The 17401-nt window shown below is 75.7% G+C and carries 14 protein-coding genes; 12 read left to right on the forward strand and 2 right to left on the reverse strand.

Translation table 11 applies throughout. The features are described from left to right. From C2142_RS40355 to C2142_RS25425, 3 genes are all read left to right on the forward strand, one after another. Window positions 1–507 (forward strand): flavodoxin-dependent (E)-4-hydroxy-3-methylbut-2-enyl-diphosphate synthase (locus C2142_RS40355; protein WP_241002777.1); only part of this gene is annotated, 507 nt, incomplete at its 5' end. A gap of 137 nt (window positions 508–644) precedes the next feature. Further along, window positions 645–1520 (forward strand): GNAT family N-acetyltransferase, encoded by an 876-nt coding sequence (locus tag C2142_RS25420; protein ID WP_148645905.1) that lies wholly within the window; start codon window positions 645–647, stop codon window positions 1518–1520. Window positions 1521–1594: 74 nt separating this feature from the next. Beyond that, window positions 1595–2170 (forward strand): GNAT family N-acetyltransferase, encoded by a 576-nt coding sequence (locus C2142_RS25425; protein WP_148645094.1) that lies wholly within the window; start codon window positions 1595–1597, stop codon window positions 2168–2170. On the opposite strand, the gene C2142_RS25430 is transcribed toward C2142_RS25425, so the two are convergent. After that, window positions 2143–3060 (reverse strand): aminoglycoside phosphotransferase family protein, encoded by a 918-nt coding sequence (locus C2142_RS25430; RefSeq protein WP_148645095.1) that lies wholly within the window; start codon window positions 3058–3060, stop codon window positions 2143–2145. The genes C2142_RS25425 and C2142_RS25430 overlap by 28 nt on opposite strands. A 182-nt stretch (window positions 3061–3242) precedes the next feature. Then, window positions 3243–4400, reverse strand: coding sequence for a ferritin-like domain-containing protein (locus C2142_RS42020; RefSeq protein WP_148645906.1), 1158 nt, complete (start codon window positions 4398–4400; stop codon window positions 3243–3245). Between the two features lie 304 nt (window positions 4401–4704). On the opposite strand from C2142_RS42020, the gene rimP reads away from it, so the two are divergent. From rimP to C2142_RS25480, 9 genes are all read left to right on the forward strand, one after another. Next, window positions 4705–5259 (forward strand): ribosome maturation factor RimP, encoded by a 555-nt coding sequence (gene rimP, locus C2142_RS25440; protein ID WP_148645096.1) that lies wholly within the window; start codon window positions 4705–4707, stop codon window positions 5257–5259. A 57-nt stretch (window positions 5260–5316) separates the two neighbouring features. Continuing rightward, window positions 5317–6351 (forward strand): transcription termination factor NusA, encoded by a 1035-nt coding sequence (gene nusA / locus C2142_RS25445; protein ID WP_148645097.1) that lies wholly within the window; start codon window positions 5317–5319, stop codon window positions 6349–6351. Between the two features lie 162 nt (window positions 6352–6513). Next, window positions 6514–6762 (forward strand): YlxR family protein, encoded by a 249-nt coding sequence (locus tag C2142_RS25450; RefSeq protein ID WP_241002778.1) that lies wholly within the window; start codon window positions 6514–6516, stop codon window positions 6760–6762. A 250-nt stretch (window positions 6763–7012) separates the two neighbouring features. After that, on the forward strand, window positions 7013–10168 hold the full coding sequence (gene infB, locus C2142_RS25455; RefSeq protein ID WP_148645099.1) for a translation initiation factor IF-2: 3156 nt from the start codon (window positions 7013–7015) through the stop codon (window positions 10166–10168). A 133-nt stretch (window positions 10169–10301) separates the two neighbouring features. Further along, a complete protein-coding gene (locus C2142_RS25460; RefSeq protein ID WP_148645100.1) occupies window positions 10302–10598 on the forward strand; it encodes a DUF503 domain-containing protein in 297 nt (98 codons plus the stop codon). A 153-nt stretch (window positions 10599–10751) separates the two neighbouring features. Continuing rightward, the gene (rbfA, locus tag C2142_RS25465; protein ID WP_148645101.1) at window positions 10752–11192 is read left to right on the forward strand and encodes a 30S ribosome-binding factor RbfA; all 441 of its coding nucleotides are present in this window, start codon (window positions 10752–10754) and stop codon (window positions 11190–11192) included. Between the two features lie 2 nt (window positions 11193–11194). Then, the gene (locus tag C2142_RS25470) at window positions 11195–12298 is read left to right on the forward strand and encodes a DHH family phosphoesterase (protein ID WP_148645102.1); all 1104 of its coding nucleotides are present in this window, start codon (window positions 11195–11197) and stop codon (window positions 12296–12298) included. 22 nt (window positions 12299–12320) lie between these two features. Next, complete coding sequence (gene truB, locus C2142_RS25475) at window positions 12321–13250, forward strand: tRNA pseudouridine(55) synthase TruB (protein WP_148645907.1); 930 nt, start codon at window positions 12321–12323, stop codon at window positions 13248–13250. A 296-nt stretch (window positions 13251–13546) separates the two neighbouring features. Further along, window positions 13547–17398 carry a trypsin-like peptidase domain-containing protein gene (locus C2142_RS25480; protein ID WP_148645103.1) on the forward strand — a complete coding sequence of 1284 codons (3852 nt, stop codon included), beginning with the start codon at window positions 13547–13549 and terminating at the stop codon, window positions 17396–17398. The last annotated feature ends 3 nt before the right edge of the window (window positions 17399–17401 follow it).

A 17401-nucleotide genomic window follows, 5' to 3' on the forward strand; every position in this document is an offset into this window, starting at 1 on the left:
GCGTCGGCCGGCCCGGCGTTCCAGGGCACCATCAAGTCCGCGGTCGCCTTCGGCGCGCTGCTCGCCGAGGGCATCGGCGACACCATCCGGGTCTCGCTCTCCGCCCCGCCGGCCGAGGAGATCAAGGTCGGCAACCAGATCCTGGAGTCGCTCGGCCTGCGCGAGCGCGGCCTGGAGATCGTCTCCTGCCCGTCCTGCGGCCGCGCCCAGGTCGACGTCTACAAGCTCGCGGAGGAGGTCACCGCCGGCCTGGAGGGCATGGAGGTGCCGCTGCGCGTCGCCGTCATGGGCTGCGTCGTCAACGGTCCGGGCGAGGCCCGCGAGGCCGACCTCGGCGTCGCCTCCGGCAACGGCAAGGGCCAGATCTTCGTCAAGGGCGAGGTGATCAAGACCGTTCCCGAGTCGAAGATCGTCGAGACCCTGATCGAGGAGGCCCTCAAGCTCGCCGAGCAGATGCAGGCCGAGGGCGTCGAGTCCGGCGCCCCGACCGTGACCGCCGCGGAGTGACCGGCGGACAGTAGTTTCCGGAGGCGGGGCCGTCCGTGCGCGGACGGCCCCGCGGCCGTAGCCGGGTGGGGCCACGGAGTAGGGTGCGGCCAGAGTCGTCTCAGTGAGGTGCTGTCTCGATGCTCGATCGAGGTGTGATGCTCCCCAGCTCGTTCCAGGCCGCCCGCGCCCTGGTGACCACGCGCGTCCTGGAGGCCCCCGACCTCGCGGACACCCTTGAGGTGCTGCACCGCGACCCGGTGGCCAACGCCTTCGTCGCCACCCGGGTGGAGGCCGTCGGCCTCGACCCCTGGCGCCTCGGCGGCGAGATGTGGGGCTGGTACGACGAGCACGGCGAACTGGACGCGCTCTGCTACGCCGGCGCCAACCTCGTCCTGGTCAACGCCGGACCGCAGGCCGTCCAGGCCTTCGCCGAACGGGCCCGCCGCCAGGGCCGGCGCTGCTCCTCGATCGTCGGCCCCGCCGATTCCACCGCGGCCCTCTGGGCGCTGCTGGAGCGCAGTTGGGGCCCGGCCCGCGAGGTCCGCGGCCACCAGCCGCTGATGGCCGCCACCGAGCCGTCCGCCGAGATCGCCCCCGACCCGCTGGTGCGGCGGGTGCGGCGGGGCGAGGTCGAGACGCTGATGCCGGCCTGCGTGGCGATGTTCACCGAGGAGGTCGGGGTCTCCCCGCTGGCCGGCGACGGGGGCCTGCTCTACCAGGCCCGGGTCGCCGAACTGGTCGCCGCCGGGCGCTCGTTCGCCCGGTTCACCGAGGACGGCGAGGTGCTCTTCAAGGCCGAGATCGGCGCCGTCACCGAGGGGGCCTGCCAGATCCAGGGTGTCTGGGTCGACCCCGCCCACCGCGGCCGGGGGCTCTCCGAGACCGGCATGGCCGCCGTCCTCGACATCGCCCTGCGCGAGGTCGCCCCGGTGGTCTCGCTCTACGTCAACGACTACAACCTGCGCGCCCGCGCGGCCTACCGCCGGGTCGGTTTCCGCGAGGTCGGCGCGTTCATGAGCGTTCTCTTCTGAGGCCGGTGCCCTACGGGCGCCCGGTTCCCCTCCCAGGGCCGCGCCGGGCCGTCGCCGGTAGTAACGTCCGGGTCATGGATCAGCTGACCGGGGTGACGATCGAGGCCATCGACCTTGCGGCGTGGGCGTCGCAGGCGCTCGATGTCCAGGCGGTGGCGTTCGGGCTGACGCCCGAGGAGGTCATGGTCCGGCTGCACATCGTCGGACGGCACGCGCAGCAGCCCGGCGTGATCGCCCTGGGCGCGTTCAGCGGCGGACAGCTGGTCGGCTTCGGGTACGGCATGCCCAACCGCCGCGAGCACTGGTGGAGCACGGTGATCCAGCCCTACCTGGAGGCCTACGGGTACGGGGACTGGCTGGACGGGGTCTTCGCGATCACCGAACTGCACGTGCTGCCCGACTTCCAGGGCCAGGGCGTCGGCTCCGCCCTGATCCGGACCCTCTGCGAGCGGTCCGGCCTGCGCCGCAGCATCCTCTCCGCGATCGACGCCGAGACCCCCGCCCGCCGTCTCTACCGCTCGCTCGGCTACCGGGACCTCGCGCGCGCGGTGCACTTCCCCAACACCGAGCGCCTCTACGCCGTGATGGGCGCCCCGCTGCCGCTGCTGAAGCCGCCGACGGCTCAGAGCGCGCCGGCGAACTCCAGGTAGAGCTCCGCGTCCTCCCGGCGGCCCGCCGCCAGGGCGCGCAGGCCGAGGTCGGCCGCGCGGAACAGCGTCCAGCCGCGCAGCCGCTCGCGGTCCACCTCCAGGGCGTCGCCGAGCTGGTGCAGCCGGCGGCGCACGGCGGCCGGCACGCCCGGGGAGCCGACCAGGGTGTCGGCCCGGTCCAGCACCAGCCGGGCGAGGTCGTAGGCGCGCTCGCCGGTCAGCGGCCGGGGGTCGATCGCCAGCCAGGGCGCGCGGTCGGCGGCCATGACGTTGCCGTGGTGGAAGTCGCCGTGCAGCAGGAACGTCTCGGTGGCGGAGCCGAGCAGCCCCGCGGCGGTCTCCACCGCCTCGGTCACCAGGGCGGACGCCTCGGTGGCTCCCGGCAGCGCGTCGTGCCGGCGCAGCCGGTCGGTGGTGTCGGCGACCCGGTCGGCGAGCGTGGGGAACGGGTGGCCCTCGGACGGTTCCACCCAGAGCCGGTGCAGCAGGCTGGTGGCCTCCAGCATCGCCTTCGGCTCGGCCAGCGACCGCAGCGGGATGTCACCGTGCAATCGCTCCAGCAGCAGCAGCCCCCGGGCCGGGTCGGCGGCCAGCAGCAGCACGGCCCCGCGGCCGGCCCACCGGGTGAGCGCGGCGTGCTCCTGGGCGGTCTCGGCGGTGACCAGCCCGGCCTTGAGGACGGCGGGGCTGAGGTCGTCGCGGTGGACGTAGCCGATCAGGCTCAGGCTGCCGCCCGGGTCGAGCACCCGCTCCAGGGTGAGGTCCCAGCGGGCCAGCCCGTCGGCGACCAGCGCGGGCAGCTCCGCCAGCCAGCTCCTCCCCTCCTCGTCCGTGCCGGCGCTGCGCGCCAGCCACTCGGGGACGGTGATCTGCCCTGGTGCCTCCGACATGCTGGCCTTCCGGTTGGTGCTTCCCCCGTGGTGCTACCCGTCCATTGTCGGCCATGGCGGCGAAACCGCAGGTCAGCGACGAGGGGGAACGGGTGGGGCCAAGGGCGGTGTCCGCGGGTCCGGCGGGGGAGCGGGAGTGACGTGGTGTCGGGGGCGGGCGGGCCGTCCGCGCGGCCGCGGCGTCAGCCGGTGGCGGCAGGGGTGGGGGCCGCCGTCGGGGCGCCGGAGGCCGGGGCGGCGGCGGGGTCGGGGATGCCCGGGAACGCGGTGGGGGCGGCGCCCCAGTGGCGGGCGCGCAGGGCGCATTCGCGCAGCGCGTCGGCCGCGGTGGTGCGCTGGGTGCCGTCGACGGCGGCCACCAGGTCGGCGTAGACCGTGGTGAGCCGGGTCTCGATGTGGGCGGCGAGCCGGCCGGCGGCGGCCGCGTCGGCGACCGGGAACGGTAGCTGGTACCCGGCGGCGGCCGCGTTCGGGGTGGCGCCGGCCCCGCCGAGCAGGCGCTGCCAGGCGTCCCGCCGGGTCTGGTGGGCGGCGAGGGCGGTCCGGGCGTCGGCGCGCTGCTGGTCCTCGGGGAGCCGGGCGCCCACCACGCCGTAGCCGTAGATCGCGGCGTGCTCGGCGCTCAGGGCGGTCTGGAAGGCCGTGACGGCCTCGGGGCCGACGGCCGCGGCACTGCCCGCACCGGACGGGGCGGCGGACGGGGAGCCGGAGGCGGACGAGCCGGCGCCGGACGAGGACGGCGAGAGGGATCCGGAGGCGGACGGCGAGGCGGAGCCGGGACCGGGGGCCGGGACGGTCGGCGGGGCGGTGTCGCCGAGCGCGACCGCGTGCAGCACCCCGGCGGTGGAGACGGAGGCGAGCAGCCGGGCCAGCTGGGGCGAGGCGGCGCCGAGGTCGGCGAGCCGGGTCTGCGCGGTCTGCCGCTCCAGCGAGGCGAGCGCCGCGGTGCTGGTGACCGCCGCCGCGGCCCCGCCGGTGGCGGAGGCCGACGGGGAGGCGGAACCCGGGGTGGCGGACGCCGAGGCGGCCGAGGACGAGGCCTGGGCCCCCGGCAGCCCGGCCGCCAGTGCGGCCCGGTGCTGGGCCGCCTCGGCCCGCAGCGGCTGGAGCTGCGCCGCCTGCCCGGCCCCCGGCCCGGCCAGCAGGGCGTCGTACCCGGCGAGCAGGGTGTCGGTGGCGGCGACGGCGCGCAGCCGGACCGGCTCGTCGGGATCGGGGCGGCGGTGCTCGCCCTCGGTGGCGTCCTTGCCGTCGTGCGAGTCGGTGCAGGCGGTGAGCGCGCCGCCCGTGGTGAGGAGCAGGCCGAGGGCCAGGAAGGTCCGTCGGCTGGGCGGCTGCATCGTCGTCACTCCGGGGCGTGTACGGGAGGACGGCCTGCCCGCCTGCCCTCGTTGGCGTGAATGATTACAGAATCCCCACGTCCATGGGGATGGATTGGGTTGCCGGGTGCCGGGCCCGGCCGGTGTGAGCTTGCTCGCAGTGGGTGTCGCGGGGGCGGCCGCGCGCCGTGCGGAATCGGTGGTTGGCGGCTTCACCGGATAGGCTTTGGGCCGAGCTGCCGCGACCAGGCCTGCGCCGGTCCGGCGCCGGGGGGCGCGGTACCCCCTCCTGACAACAGCACACGCGGCCGAGGAGTCCACCCGGATGAGCACCACCCACATCGACCGGCTGCGCGCGTTGCTGGAGCCCCTGGCGGCCCGGGAGGGCCTGGACCTGGAGGACGTGAAGGTCACCCAGGCGGGCAGCCGCCGGCAGGTGCAGATCGACGTGGACGCCGACGGCGGCGTGGACCTCGACACCATTGCCGAGTTCAGCCGCATGGTCGGCGAGGCCCTGGACGAGTCCGACGTGATGGGCGCCGGCGCCTACGTGCTGGAGGTCGGCTCGCCGGGCGCCGAGCGTCCGCTGTCCGAGCCCCGCCACTGGCGCCGGGCCGAGGGCCGGCTGGCCAAGATCCACCTGGTCGACGGCGGGGAGATCGTCGCCCGGGTGCTGGAGGCGGACGAGGACGGCGCGCTGGTCGAGGTGCAGCCGGTGAAGGGCCGCGGTCGCGCCAAGGAGCGCCGTCTGGAGTACACCGAGGTGGACCGGGCGCGCGTCCAGGTGGAGTTCAACCGCAAGGACGAGAAGCTCCTCGACGAGGCCCCGGACTTCGCCGACGACGACGCCTCCGACGAGGGGGAGGACGGTGCGGAGTAACGCTCCCCGCACCGACCGGACCGATATGAACGTGACGAAAGACGAGGAGGCGTAGCCGTGGACATCGACATGAGTGCCCTGCGCACGCTGGTCAACGAGAAGAACATCCCCTTCGACCTGCTGGTCGAGTCCATCGAGTCGGCCCTCCTCACCGCGTACCACCGCACCGAGGGCTCGCGCCGCCGGGCCCGGGTCGAGCTGGACCGCAAGTCCGGCCACGTCACCGTGTGGGCGACGGAGGACCCGGCGGAGCTGGACGAGGGCGTCGAGCCGAAGGAGTTCGACGACACCCCGAGCGGCTTCGGCCGGATCGCGTCCAGCATCGGCATCCAGGTGATGATGCAGCGCCTGCGCGACGCCGCCGACGACCAGACCTTCGGCGAGTACGCGGGCAAGGAGGGCGACATCGTCACCGGTGTCGTCCAGCAGGGCAACGACCCGAAGAACGTGCTGGTCGACATCGGCAAGCTGGAGGCCATCCTGCCGCCGCAGGCGCAGGTCCCGGGCGAGGACTACCGGCACGGCACCCGTCTCAAGTGCTACGTGGTGGCGGTGCGCCGGGGTGTCCGCGGCGCGTCGGTGACGCTCTCGCGCACCCACCCGAGCCTGGTGAAGAAGCTCTTCGCGCTGGAGGTCCCGGAGATCGCGGACGGCAGCGTGGAGATCGCGGCGATCGCCCGCGAGGCCGGCCACCGCACCAAGATCGCGGTCTGGTCGCGCCGGACCGGGCTGAACGCCAAGGGCGCCTGCATCGGCCCGATGGGCAGCCGGGTGCGCGCGGTGATGGGCGAGCTGCACGGCGAGAAGATCGACATCGTCGACTGGTCGGAGGACCCGCGCGAGATGGTCGCCGCGGCGCTGTCCCCCGCACGGGTGACGAGCGTCGAGATCGTGGACTTCAACCAGCGCTCCGCACGGGTGATCGTGCCCGACTACCAGCTGTCGCTGGCGATCGGCAAGGAGGGGCAGAACGCCCGCCTCGCCGCCCGCCTCACCGGCTGGCGGATCGACATCCGGCCGGACACCGAGGGCCAGCCCGAGGAGCGGTCGCAGGGCCGTTTTGACGGCGCGGGCCGGGACGACGACAACTAGCAGCGGCTCCGCCGAGTGGCCGGAGCCGGACGGATGACAGCGATGCACGGGCCCCCCGCCGATCCGGTCCGGATCGGCGGGGCGGCGCCATGTCCCTTCGGAGGGGTAGACTTGCCTTCGTCTGGCCGGACGCATGTCCGAGCACGCCCGGAACGCACCTGCGTGGGCTGCCGCAAGCGAGCGGCCAAGCACCAGCTGTTGCGTGTCACGGCGGTCGAGGGCGTCTGCGTCCCCGATCCCCGTGGCGCACTGCCGGGCCGGGGCGCGCACCTGCACCCCGATCCGGCCTGCCTCGACCTCGCGGTCCGCCGCCGGGCGTTCCCCCGGGCCTTCCGGCTCCAGGGCACGCTCGACACCGAGCGGCTCCGCGGGTACATCGAGGAGCGGGCAGGCGACACCCCGGCGCCCTGAGCTTCCTCAGGCCGGCCCGGCGGGCACCTCCCCGTTACGGCCGCCGCTCCACGCGGCGGAGAACCACCGCAACAAGCACAGTGCGCGGGCAGCCGCGCGCCGTGCCACCAGTCAGGTACCTCGCGATGTGGAAGTAGGTCGAGATTGCGATGAGCACTCGATGAGTACGCGATGAGTACGCGATGGGTACGCCCATGAAGTAGCGACAGTCCGGCGGACGAGACCCCCCGGACTCATAGACAGGAGTGAAGTGGCTAAGGTCCGGGTTTATGAACTCGCCAAGGAGCTTGGCTTGGAGAGCAAGGCCGTCATGGCCAAGCTCACCGAGCTCGGTGAGTTCGTCCGTTCGGCGTCCTCGACGATCGAGGCGCCGGTCGTGCGCAAGTTGACTGACGCTCTGGGAGTGGCCCCCACCGGTGGTGGTTCCGCTGCCAAGCCTGGCCCGCGGAAGCCCGCGGCGCCCCAGCCCGCCGGTGGTCCCGCCGCCGGTGCGGCCGCACCCAAGCCGGGTGCTCCGACCCCGGGTCCGCGCCCTGCCGCGGCGCCGGCCCCCCGTCCGACCCCCGCAGCCGGAACGGCGCCCGCCGCCCCGGCTGCCGCCGCCCCGCGTCCCGCGGGCGCGCCGACCCCGGGCCCGCGCCCGGCGGCCCGCCCCGTCGCTCCGGCGGCCCCGGCTGCTCCGGCGGCCGAGTTCTCCTCGCCGGCTCCGGCCGAGGCCCCCGCCGAGCGTCCGGCCGCCCAGGCCCCGCGCCCGGCGTCCGGCCCCGCTGGTGGCGGTGCCCGTCCGGGCCCGCGCCCGGCCGGTCCGCGTCCGGGCAACAACCCGTTCACCTCGGGCAGCGCCACGGGCATGGCCCGTCCCGGCGACCGCCGTCCGGCCGCGCCGGGTGCGCGTCCGGGTGCCGGCGCCCCCGCCGGTGACCGTCCCCGTCCGGGTGGCGACCGTCCGCGTCCGGCCGGTGCTCCCGGTGCCGACCGCGGCGCCCCGCGCCCCGGTGGCGACCGTCCGCGTCCGGCCGGTGCTCCCGGTGCCGACCGCGGCGCCCCGCGCCCCGGTGGCGACCGTCCGCGTCCGGCCGGTGGCCCCGGTGCCCCGGGTGCCGGTGCCCCCCGTCCGGGTGGTGCCCCGCGTCCCGACGGCATGCCCCGTCCGGCCGGTCCGCGTCCCGGCGGCCCGACCCCGTCCGGCATGCCGCGTCCGAACCCCGGCATGATGCCGCAGCGTCCGGCTCCGGGCCCGCGTCCGGGCCCCGGCGGCCGTGGCCCCGGTGGCCCCGGCGGCCGTCCGGGTGGTCCGGGTGCCGGTGGCGCCCGTCCGGGCTTCGCCGGCCGTCCGGCCGGTCCGGGCTCGCGTCCGGCCGGTGGCGGCTTCGGCGGTCCCCGTCCCGGTGGCGGTGCCCCCGGTGGCGGCGGCGGCTTCGGCCCGCGTCCCGGCGGCTTCGGCGGCCGTCCCGGCGGCCCGGGTGCCCGTGGTGGCACGCAGGGTGCCTTCGGCCGTGGCCCCGGTGGCCGTCCGGCCCGTGGTCGCAAGTCGAAGCGGGCGAAGCGCCAGGAGTACGAGGCCATGCAGGCCCCGTCCGTCGGCGGTGTGATGCTGCCTCGCGGCAACGGCCAGACCGTTCGCCTGTCGAGCGGCGCCTCGCTGATGGACTTCGCGGAGAAGATCAACGCCAACCCGGCCGCGCTCGTCTCCGTCATGTTCAACCTGGGTGAGATGGTCACCGCGACCCAGTCGGTCTCCGACGCCACGCTGCAGCTGCTGGCGGACGAGATGGGCTTCGTCCTGGAGATCGTCAGCCGGGACGACGAGGACCGCGAGCTGCTGGAGTCGTTCGACATCGACTTCGGTGCCAACGAGGGCGACGAGGACCAGCTGGCCCCGCGCCCGCCGGTCGTCACCGTCATGGGTCACGTCGACCACGGTAAGACCCGCCTGCTGGACGCCATCCGCAAGTCCAACGTGGTGGCCGGCGAGGCCGGTGGCATCACCCAGCACATCGGTGCCTACCAGGTGGCGACGATGGTGAACGGCGAAGAGCGCCCGATCACCTTCCTCGACACCCCGGGTCACGAGGCGTTCTCCGCCATGCGTGCCCGTGGTGCCAAGTCCACCGACATCGCGATCCTGGTGGTCGCGGCCAACGACGGTGTCATGCCGCAGACGGTCGAGGCGCTGAACCACGCCAAGGCCGCGGGTGTGCCGATCGTGGTCGCCGTCAACAAGATCGACGTCGAGGGCGCCGACCCGACCAAGGTCCGCGGTCAGCTGACCGAGTTCGGTCTGGTGGCCGAGGAGTACGGCGGCGACACCATGTTCGTCGATATCTCCGCGCGCCAGGGTCTCAACATCGACCAGCTGCTGGAGGCCGTGGTCCTGACCGCGGACGCCTCGCTCGACCTGCGGGCCAACCCCGAGCAGGACGCGCAGGGTATTGCGATCGAGGCCCACCTCGACAAGGGCCGCGGCGCCATGGCGACCGTGCTCGTGCAGCGCGGTACCCTCCGCGTCGGCGACTCGATCGTGGTCGGCGACGCCTACGGCCGCGTCCGCGCGATGCTGGACGAGAACGGCAACAGCCTCGCCGAGGCCGGCCCGTCCCGCCCGGTGCTGCTGCTCGGTCTGACCTCGGTGCCCCGCGCCGGCGACAGCTTCATCGTCGTCGACGAGGACCGCACCGCCCGCCAGATCGCCGAGAAGCGCTCGGCCCGCGACCGCAACGCCGCCTTCGCGCAGCGTCGCGTCCGGGTGTCCCTGGAGGACCTGGACAAGGCCATCGCCGCCGGCTCCATCGAGCAGCTCAACCTCATCATCAAGGGTGACGTCTCCGGTTCGGTCGAGGCCCTGGAGGACGCCCTCGTCAAGCTGGACGTGGGCGAGGAGGTCGAGCTCCGGGTCCTGCACCGCGGTGTGGGTGCCATCACCGAGTCCGACGTGGACCTGGCGATGGGCTCGGACGCCATCATCATCGGCTTCAACGTGCGCGCCGAAGGCCGTGCGCGCGCTGCGGCCGACAAGGAAGGCGTGGACGTCCGGTACTACTCGGTCATCTACCAGGCGATCGAGGAGATCGAGAACGCCCTCAAGGGCATGCTCAAGCCCGAGTACGAGGAGGTGCGCCTCGGCTCCGCGGAGATCCGCGAGGTCTTCCGCTCCTCCAAGTTCGGCAACATCGCCGGTGTGCTGGTCCGCGAGGGCCTGCTGCGCCGCAACGCCAAGGCCCGCCTCATCCGCGACGGCAAGGTCGTGGCGGAGAGCCTCACCATCGAGGGTCTGCGCCGCTTCAAGGACGACGCGACCGAGGTCCGCGAGGGCTTCGAGGCCGGTGTGACCCTGGGGTCGTTCAACGACATCAAGGTCGACGACGTCATCGAGACGTACGAGATGCGCGAGAAGCCGCGCGCGTAAGCGAGTGGTGTCCGGGGCCGGTCGGCGGGTGGAATTCCCGTCGACCGGCCCCGGTCTCGCTGTGTAGGGTCCTCACACCAGCCCGGTTCAGGGCTGTCCCCGAGGCCTTCCAGGTCGGCGAGACCTGTCATACATGTTCGTGGGAACACTCACCTTCGACCTGCTCCTAGGCGACGTTCACTCGCTCAAGGAGAAGCGCTCGATCGTGCGGCCCATCGTGGCCGAACTGCAGCGCAAGTACAGCGTGTGCGCTGCCGAGACCGGGAACCAGGAGCTGCACCGCAGGGCCGAGATCGGCCTCGCGGTGGTGTCCGGCGAAGCCGGGTACGTCACCGAGGTCCTGGACAGCTGTGAGCGGTTGGTCGCCGGCCGCCCCGAGGTACAGCTGCTCTCCGCCAGGAGGCGCTACCACAACGACGACGATGAATGAGGTCTGCGGAACGGACCGGCGCGAGTCGCCGTTCTCACACAGATCAGGACCGAGAGCGCCCACAAGGCTGGGCGCGGGCCGGTACTTTGGGGCGTGGGCCCCGACGGGCAGGCAGTACGCCCGGGTACCCGGCCCACTGCACGAGGAGGCAACGTGACCGACACCGCAAGGGCGCGCAAGCTCGCCGACCGAATCCAGGTGGTCGTCGCCCAGACCCTGGAACGCCGGATCAAGGACCCCCGGCTGGGGTTCGTGACCATCACCGACACCCGGGTCACCGGCGACCTGCGCGAGGCCACCGTCTTCTACACCGTCTTCGGTGACGAGGCCGAGCGCGAGGCGTCGGCCGCGGCGCTGGAGAGCGCCAAGGGCGTGATCCGTTCCGAGGTCGGCAAGATCGGGGTGCGCTTCACCCCGACGCTGACCTTCGTCGCGGACGCCCTGCCGGAGAACGCCCGGAACATCGACGACCTGCTCGACCGGGCCCGGGCCATCGACGCCGCGGTGCGCACCACCGCGGCGGGCGCGACCTACGCCGGCGACGCCGACCCGTACAAGGTCCCGGCGTCCGAGCGTGACGACGAGGACGAGTAGTCATGGCGGGTGAGCCGGCGGCGGCCGGTTCGACAGCGGGACCAACCACGGGGGCGTCCTCCACCACCACGGTGGAGGGTGCCCTCGCGGTGCTTCCGGGGCCGCGCGCCGAGGAGAGCGGCTTCGAGCTGGTCTGGCAGCAGGTGGTGGCGGAGATCGGGCGGGCCCGTTCGATCGACCTGATCTGCCACATCTGCCCCGACGGCGACGCGCTCGGTTCGGCCCTGGCGGCCGCACTGGCGCTGCGCGGTCTCGGCCACGAGGTCCGGGTCTCCTTCGGCGACGACCCGCAGATCGTGCCCGAGTCGCTGGCCTTCCTGCCCGGCCAGGAGCTGATCGTGCCGGCCTCCGAGGTGCCGGACACCCCCGAGCTGGTGCTCTGCTTCGACGTCGCCGCCCAGAGCCGGCTCGGCCTGCTGCACGACAAGGCCTTCGCCGCGCCCGTGCTGGTGGTCATCGACCACCACGCCTCCAACCCGGGCTTCGGCACCCACCAGCTGATCGACCCGACCGCCCCGGCCACCGCCGTCCTGGTGGACGAGCTGCTGCGCCGGCTCGGCGTCGAACTCGACCAGCCGCTGGCCACCTGCCTCTACACCGGGGTCGCCACCGACACCGGCTCCTTCAAGTACCGGGCCACCACGCCCGCGACCCACGAACTCGCCGGGCGGCTGCTGGCCACCGGCATCCGGCACGACCTGATCTCCCGGCAGCTGTGGGACACCTCCTCCTTCGGCTACCTCAAGGTGCTCGCCCGCGCGCTCGACCGGGCCGTCTACGAGCCCGACGCGGCCGGCGGCCTGGGCCTGGTGTGGACCTGGGTGCCGTACCAGGACCTCGCGCTGTTCAGCGTCACCGTCGAGGAGATCGAGGGCCTGATCGACATCGTCCGCCGCCCGGCCGAGGCCGAGGTGGCGCTGGTGCTCAAGCAGGACCCGGACGGCACCCTGCGCGGCTCCTCGCGCTCCAAGGGCGCGGTGGACGTCGCCGCGGCCTGCGCGGGACTCGGCGGCGGCGGGCACACCTTCGCGGCCGGGTTCAGCGCCCGGGAGGACGTGGAGACCGTGGTCGGGCGGTTCCGGGCCGCGTTGCGGCCCGTCAGTTGACCATCCTTAGAGAAAGAACTTGATGAAGCGCAAAGGCACCGGTCCGGACGGCCTGGTCATCGTCGACAAGCCGGAGGGCATCACCTCGCACGGGGTGGTCGCCAAGCTGCGGTGGCTGGCCGGGACGCGGAAGGTCGGCCACGCCGGCACGCTCGACCCGATGGCCACCGGCGTGCTGGTCATCGGCGTGGAACGGGCCACCCGGCTGCTCGGGCACCTGATGCTCACCGCCAAGACGTACGAGGCGACCATCCGGCTCGGCCAGACCACCGTCACCGACGACCGGGAGGGCGAGGTCACCTCGTCCACGCCGGCGGACGGCGTGGACCGGGGGGCCGTCGAGGCCGGGATCGCCGCGCTCACCGGCGAGATCATGCAGGTGCCGTCCAAGGTCAGCGCGATCAAGATCGACGGCAAGCGCTCGTACGCGCGGGTCCGCGAGGGCGAGGACTTCGAGCTGGCGGCCCGGCCGACCACGATCCACTCCTTCACCGTGCACGAGTACCGCGAGGCCGTCGCCGAGGACGGCACGCCGGTGCTCGACCTGGACGTCACGGTGGAGTGCTCCTCCGGCACCTACATCCGGGCGCTGGCCCGCGACCTCGGCGCCGGGCTCGGCGTCGGCGGCCACCTCACCGCGCTGCGGCGCACCAAGGTGGGCCCGTACGGGGTGGAGTCGGCGCGGACGCTGGAGCAGTTGGAGGAGTCGGTGCACGGCGAGGCCGCCACCGGGCTGGAGGTGCTGCCGATCGGCGCCGCCGCCGCGGCGGCCTTCCCGCGCTGGGACCTCGACGCCGACCAGGCCAAGCAGCTCTCGCACGGCGCCCGGCTGAAGGCGCCCGGGATGGGCGTGGACGGGCCGATCGCGGTGTTCGGGCCGGACGACCGGTTCCTCGCGCTGGTGGAGGAGAAGGGCGGCCAGGCGAAGCCGGTCGCGGTCTTCGTCGGCTGAGCCCCCGCGGCACGAGCCCCCCGGCGCCCCTTGCGGGCGGCGGGGGGCTTTCCGCTGCCCGGGTGCGGGCACCGGAACCGCCCGCGGCGGTCACGGGCCGGAGGCACGCGCGGGGAGTGTGGGCGGGCTGGTGCACGAGTTCACCCGCACGGGGGAGCGCGCGAGGTGAACCGCGGTGGTGAGCGGCGTGGGTGGGGTCGGGGCGCGCCGACGGCGGGCAGAACCCCGTGCGGCGAGCAGGTCGCCGCGACGAGTCCGCTCCAGGGCCGGCCGGCCCTGCGGGGAGGGCTGCGCGAATGCCGGGAATCCTGGACGGCGACGAGGTGGCGGACGATCCGGGGCGGTACCTGCTGCGGATCTGCGACCTGGACGGACGGCTGCGCGGGCTGGGGTTCGTCGCCGACCCGCTGGGCACCGTCCTGACCGCCCACGAGAGCGTCGCGGGCCTCGACCGGGTCGTCCTGCGCACCCCCGGCGGTCAGACCCGCGTCCTCGGCCCCGACAACGTCCTGCCGCTGCCCGCGCACGGGCTCGCCCTGCTGCGGACCGACGGCGTCGGCGGGCTGCCGGTGCCGCCGCTGCCGGTCGCGCGCCCGGCCGGCGCGCCTGCCTGCCGGGATGTGCTGCTGCCCGTGCTGACCGGGGAGGACGAGCGGGCGGTGGCCCTGCGCGGCGGCCTGCTCGGCGTCACCGGGGCGGTCTACGCGCCCTCCCCGGGGAACGGCCGGCCGGGCCCCTTCCACCTGCTCGGCGGCGTGCTGCTGCTCGACCTGCCGTCCGCCGTCGGCGGTGCGGTGGCCGTACCCGCCGGGGCGCCGGTGCTGGACGCCCGCAGCGGCGCGGTGATCGGCGTCGCCGCGCCGGGCGTGCACGCGCCCGAACGGGCCGGCGCGCTCGCCGCCGTCCCCGCGTACGGCGGCGGTGCGGGCGCGGGCGCACCGGAGCTCGCCGGGGCGCTGGACCGCAACGCCGCGGGCGTCCCGGCGTACGGGACCGCGCTCAACCTGGCCGGCGTCCTGCGGCTCACCGCCGCCCAGGTGGCGTCCGCCGGTGCGGGCCCGGGCCGGGTGGGCGCCCTGGCCGCCGACCGGGTCGACCGCCCGGACGGCCTGGCCGGGGAGGAGCCGTCGGTCGCGGCGGTCACCGCGCTGGTCGGTGCGCCCGGCTCGGGCCGGACCACCGAACTCGCCGCCCTCGCCGCCCGGCGCGCCGACGGCGGGTGTCCGCGGCCCACGCTCTGGCTGCGCGGCGCCGACCTGCGGCCGGAGTCCACCGCGCTCGCCGACGCGGTGGAACGCACGCTGGCGGCGGCCTCCGCGGTCCTGGGGGTCCGGCCGACGCCGGGGCCGGACACCGTGGCCGGGCTCTGCACGGCGGCGGGTCGGCCGCTGCTGGTGGTCCTGGACGGGCCCGAGGAGGCGTCCGTACCGCTCGACGCGGCCTGGCTGCGGGCGGCCGGGGAGTGGCTGGCGGCCACCGGGGCGCGGCTGCTCCTGGCCTGCGGGGAGGAGGCCTGGGAACGGCTGGCCCCGGGCGGGCACGGGAGCGGCGCCCCGGCGGCGGGCGAGGGCTGTGAGCCGGGCGGTGCCGGCGGCGGGCGGTGCGCCCCGGCCGAGGGTTCCCGGGCGGGGGAGCGGTACGCGCCGGGCGGCGCCGCGGGCGGACCGGCCGCCCCGGCGGGCGTGTTACCCGGCGACGCGCCCTGCCACTGCCGTCCGGCCCTCGCCGTCCACCGGCTCGGGCCGCTGCCGGCCGAGGCGGCGGACCGGGTGCGGCGCCGGTACGGGCTGCCGCCGGGGTGGCCGGCCCCGGCGGACGCCCGGCATCCGCTGGCGGTGCGGCTGGCCGGGGAGCTGTGGGCGGAGGGGGTGCGCGGGGAGCCGCCGGGCCGCGGCGAGCTGTTCGCGGCCCAGCTGGACCTGCGCTGCCTGCGGGTCGCCCAGCGGCTCGCCACCGACGGGCGGCCGCGGCGCCCGGGTGCCCACCGGCGGGGTGCCGGCCGTGCGGCGGGGCCGTCGCACGGCCGGGTGCGGCGGCTGGCGGCCGCGGTGGCGGGCCGGGTGCACGAGGCGGGGCGGCGGATGCTGGGGGCGGAGCAGGGCGGCCTGGGCCGGGCGGTGTTCGAGGAGCTGTTCCCGGTTGCGGGTGGCTGGGCGGCCGCCGTCCTGGCGGAGGGCCTGTTCGTGCCCGCCGGGCCGGGCTACCGGTTCGCGCACGGGGAGTTCTCCGACTGGCTGCAGGGCCTGCACCTGGACCTCGACGCGGCGCTGCGGCTGCTGCTCGGCGAGACCGAGGACACCAGGCCGCCGGGGGAGGCCCGTTCGGTGCCCCGGCACCGGGTCGGGCCGGTGGCGGCCGCGCTGCGGCGGCTGGCGCAGACCTGGGGAGCGCCCGCCCTGGACCCGTGGCTGCACCGGATCTGGCGCGCCCTGGACCTCCGCCCGCCGGGCAGCGAACCCGGCTGGTGGGCGGGGCGGTTGCTGGTGGCCGGGCTGGCGGCCAGCCCGGATCTCGGCGAACACCGCGCCCTGCTCCACCAGTTGGCGGTCCGGATCGCCGAAGTCGCCCCGGCGGCAGGCGGATTCGAACGGCTTCCGGCCGAGGGACTGGGACGCTTCGGCCCGGCGTTCTGGACCGGCCTGGGCCTGCCCGCGGCGCAGGAGCTGGAGCTGCTGCGCCGGCTGGTGACCGCCGACGGGCCCGGGCGGCCGTTCCTGACCGCCGTGGCCGGCCGGCTGCGGGGCGACCCGGCCGGCCTGCTGCCGCTGCTCTGCCGGTGGTTCGACGACCCGCGCGGCCTGACCGGCCGCCCCGGTACCACCGTCGCCGACCTCGCCCACGACCTGCTGTACGCCCACCGCACGCTCGCCCTGGACGAGTTGACGGAGGCCCTGGCCGACGCCGCGCACCCGAGGGCGGACGCGCTGCTCACCGTGCTCGCCGCCGAGGAGCCCTCCGCGCTCTGCCGGGCGGTGGACCGCTGGAGCCACGACCGGCGGCCCGAGCGCCACGTCGCCGCCGCCGTGCACGCGCTGCGGGCCGCCCCGTACGCGCGCGGCGCCGGTGCGGAGCTGCTGCGGTTCACCGCGCTGACCCTGCTCGCCCGGGAGGAGGAGCCCGGTCTGCACGGGGCCGCCCTGGCCCTGCTGGTCCGGGACGTCCGGACCAGGGCCGCCCACCTGCCGGCGGCGCTCGCCCTCCACCGGCAGGGCGACGACCACTTCCTCACCGCGCGGGCGCTGGCCCCGGCGCTGGAGGACGATCCCGAGCCGGTGCTCGCCGTGTTCGCGGACCGGCTGGAGCGGCCCGGCGCGCCGGTCGCCGAGATCCTGCGGGTCCTGGCCGACGCGGGTTCGCCGACGGTGGGCCGACGGGGCGCGGAGCTGGCGGCCCGCCTGCTGCGGGAGCGGCCGGCCGCGGCCGGCGCGGTCGCCGTCGACTACCTGGGCCGTCGGCTGGGGCGCGGGGCCGCCGAGGAGCCTGCCGCCCGGCTGGAGCTGCGGCTGCTGCTCGGCAGCGCCCTGGCGGCCCGTGCGGCCGCCGTGCGCCGGCCGTTCGCCGAGGTGCTGGCGGCGCCGGTCGGGGAGGCCGCGGCGGACGCCCTGCGGTGCGAACTGCTGGACACCCTGCTGGCCGCGGAGGGGGACCCGGAGGTGCTCACCGCCGTCGTCGAGCGGCTGGCCGGGCACTGCGCGGCCGAGCGACCGGCCCGGGCTCGGACGGTGGTGGCCCGGGCGGTGGCCGGCCTGCCGGACGCGGACGGGCTGCTGGTGCGCTGCGCCGTCCGCTCCGCGGGGTTCGCGCTGCTGCTGGCGCGGTGGCCCGACGACGGCTGGCCGCCCCTGCCGCGCGGGCCCCGGCTGGACCGGTTGCGGGCCCTGTCGGCGGCCGGGCACGACCCGCAGTACGCCGCCGCGGACGCCGAACGCCGGTACGGGCGCGGTGAAGGCGGCGGCCGGAACGGCGGCGACGCTCGTGGCGAACGGCACGGCGGGGGTGGCGGAACCGGGCGCGGCACGGGGCGCGAAGACGCCCGGGACGACGAGCAGGTGACCGTTCGCACACCGGCCGCCGCGGCCCGGTGCCCGGCGGTGCGCCCAACCCGCCTTCCGGTGCCGAAGCAGGGGCAGGCGCATGGCACGCTATAGGGG

It is taken from the genome of Streptomyces sp. CB01881 (assembly GCF_002953255.1).
GTDB lineage: Bacteria > Actinomycetota > Actinomycetes > Streptomycetales > Streptomycetaceae > Kitasatospora.

Excerpts from the sequence above, each read along its gene's own strand:
- C2142_RS25420 (WP_148645905.1), top strand. The coding sequence starts at position 645 with ATGCTCCCCAGCTCGTTCCAGGCCGCCCGCGCCCTGGTGACCACGCGC.
- C2142_RS25425 (WP_148645094.1), top strand. The coding sequence starts at position 1,595 with ATGGATCAGCTGACCGGGGTGACGATCGAGGCCATCGACCTTGCGGCG.
- C2142_RS25430 (WP_148645095.1), bottom strand. The coding sequence starts at position 3,060 with ATGTCGGAGGCACCAGGGCAGATCACCGTCCCCGAGTGGCTGGCGCGC.
- C2142_RS42020 (WP_148645906.1), bottom strand. The coding sequence starts at position 4,400 with ATGCAGCCGCCCAGCCGACGGACCTTCCTGGCCCTCGGCCTGCTCCTC.
- rimP (WP_148645096.1), top strand. The coding sequence starts at position 4,705 with ATGAGCACCACCCACATCGACCGGCTGCGCGCGTTGCTGGAGCCCCTG.
- C2142_RS25460 (WP_148645100.1), top strand. The coding sequence starts at position 10,302 with ATGTTCGTGGGAACACTCACCTTCGACCTGCTCCTAGGCGACGTTCAC.
- C2142_RS25470 (WP_148645102.1), top strand. The coding sequence starts at position 11,195 with ATGGCGGGTGAGCCGGCGGCGGCCGGTTCGACAGCGGGACCAACCACG.
- truB (WP_148645907.1), top strand. The coding sequence starts at position 12,321 with ATGAAGCGCAAAGGCACCGGTCCGGACGGCCTGGTCATCGTCGACAAG.
- C2142_RS25480 (WP_148645103.1), top strand. The coding sequence starts at position 13,547 with ATGCCGGGAATCCTGGACGGCGACGAGGTGGCGGACGATCCGGGGCGG.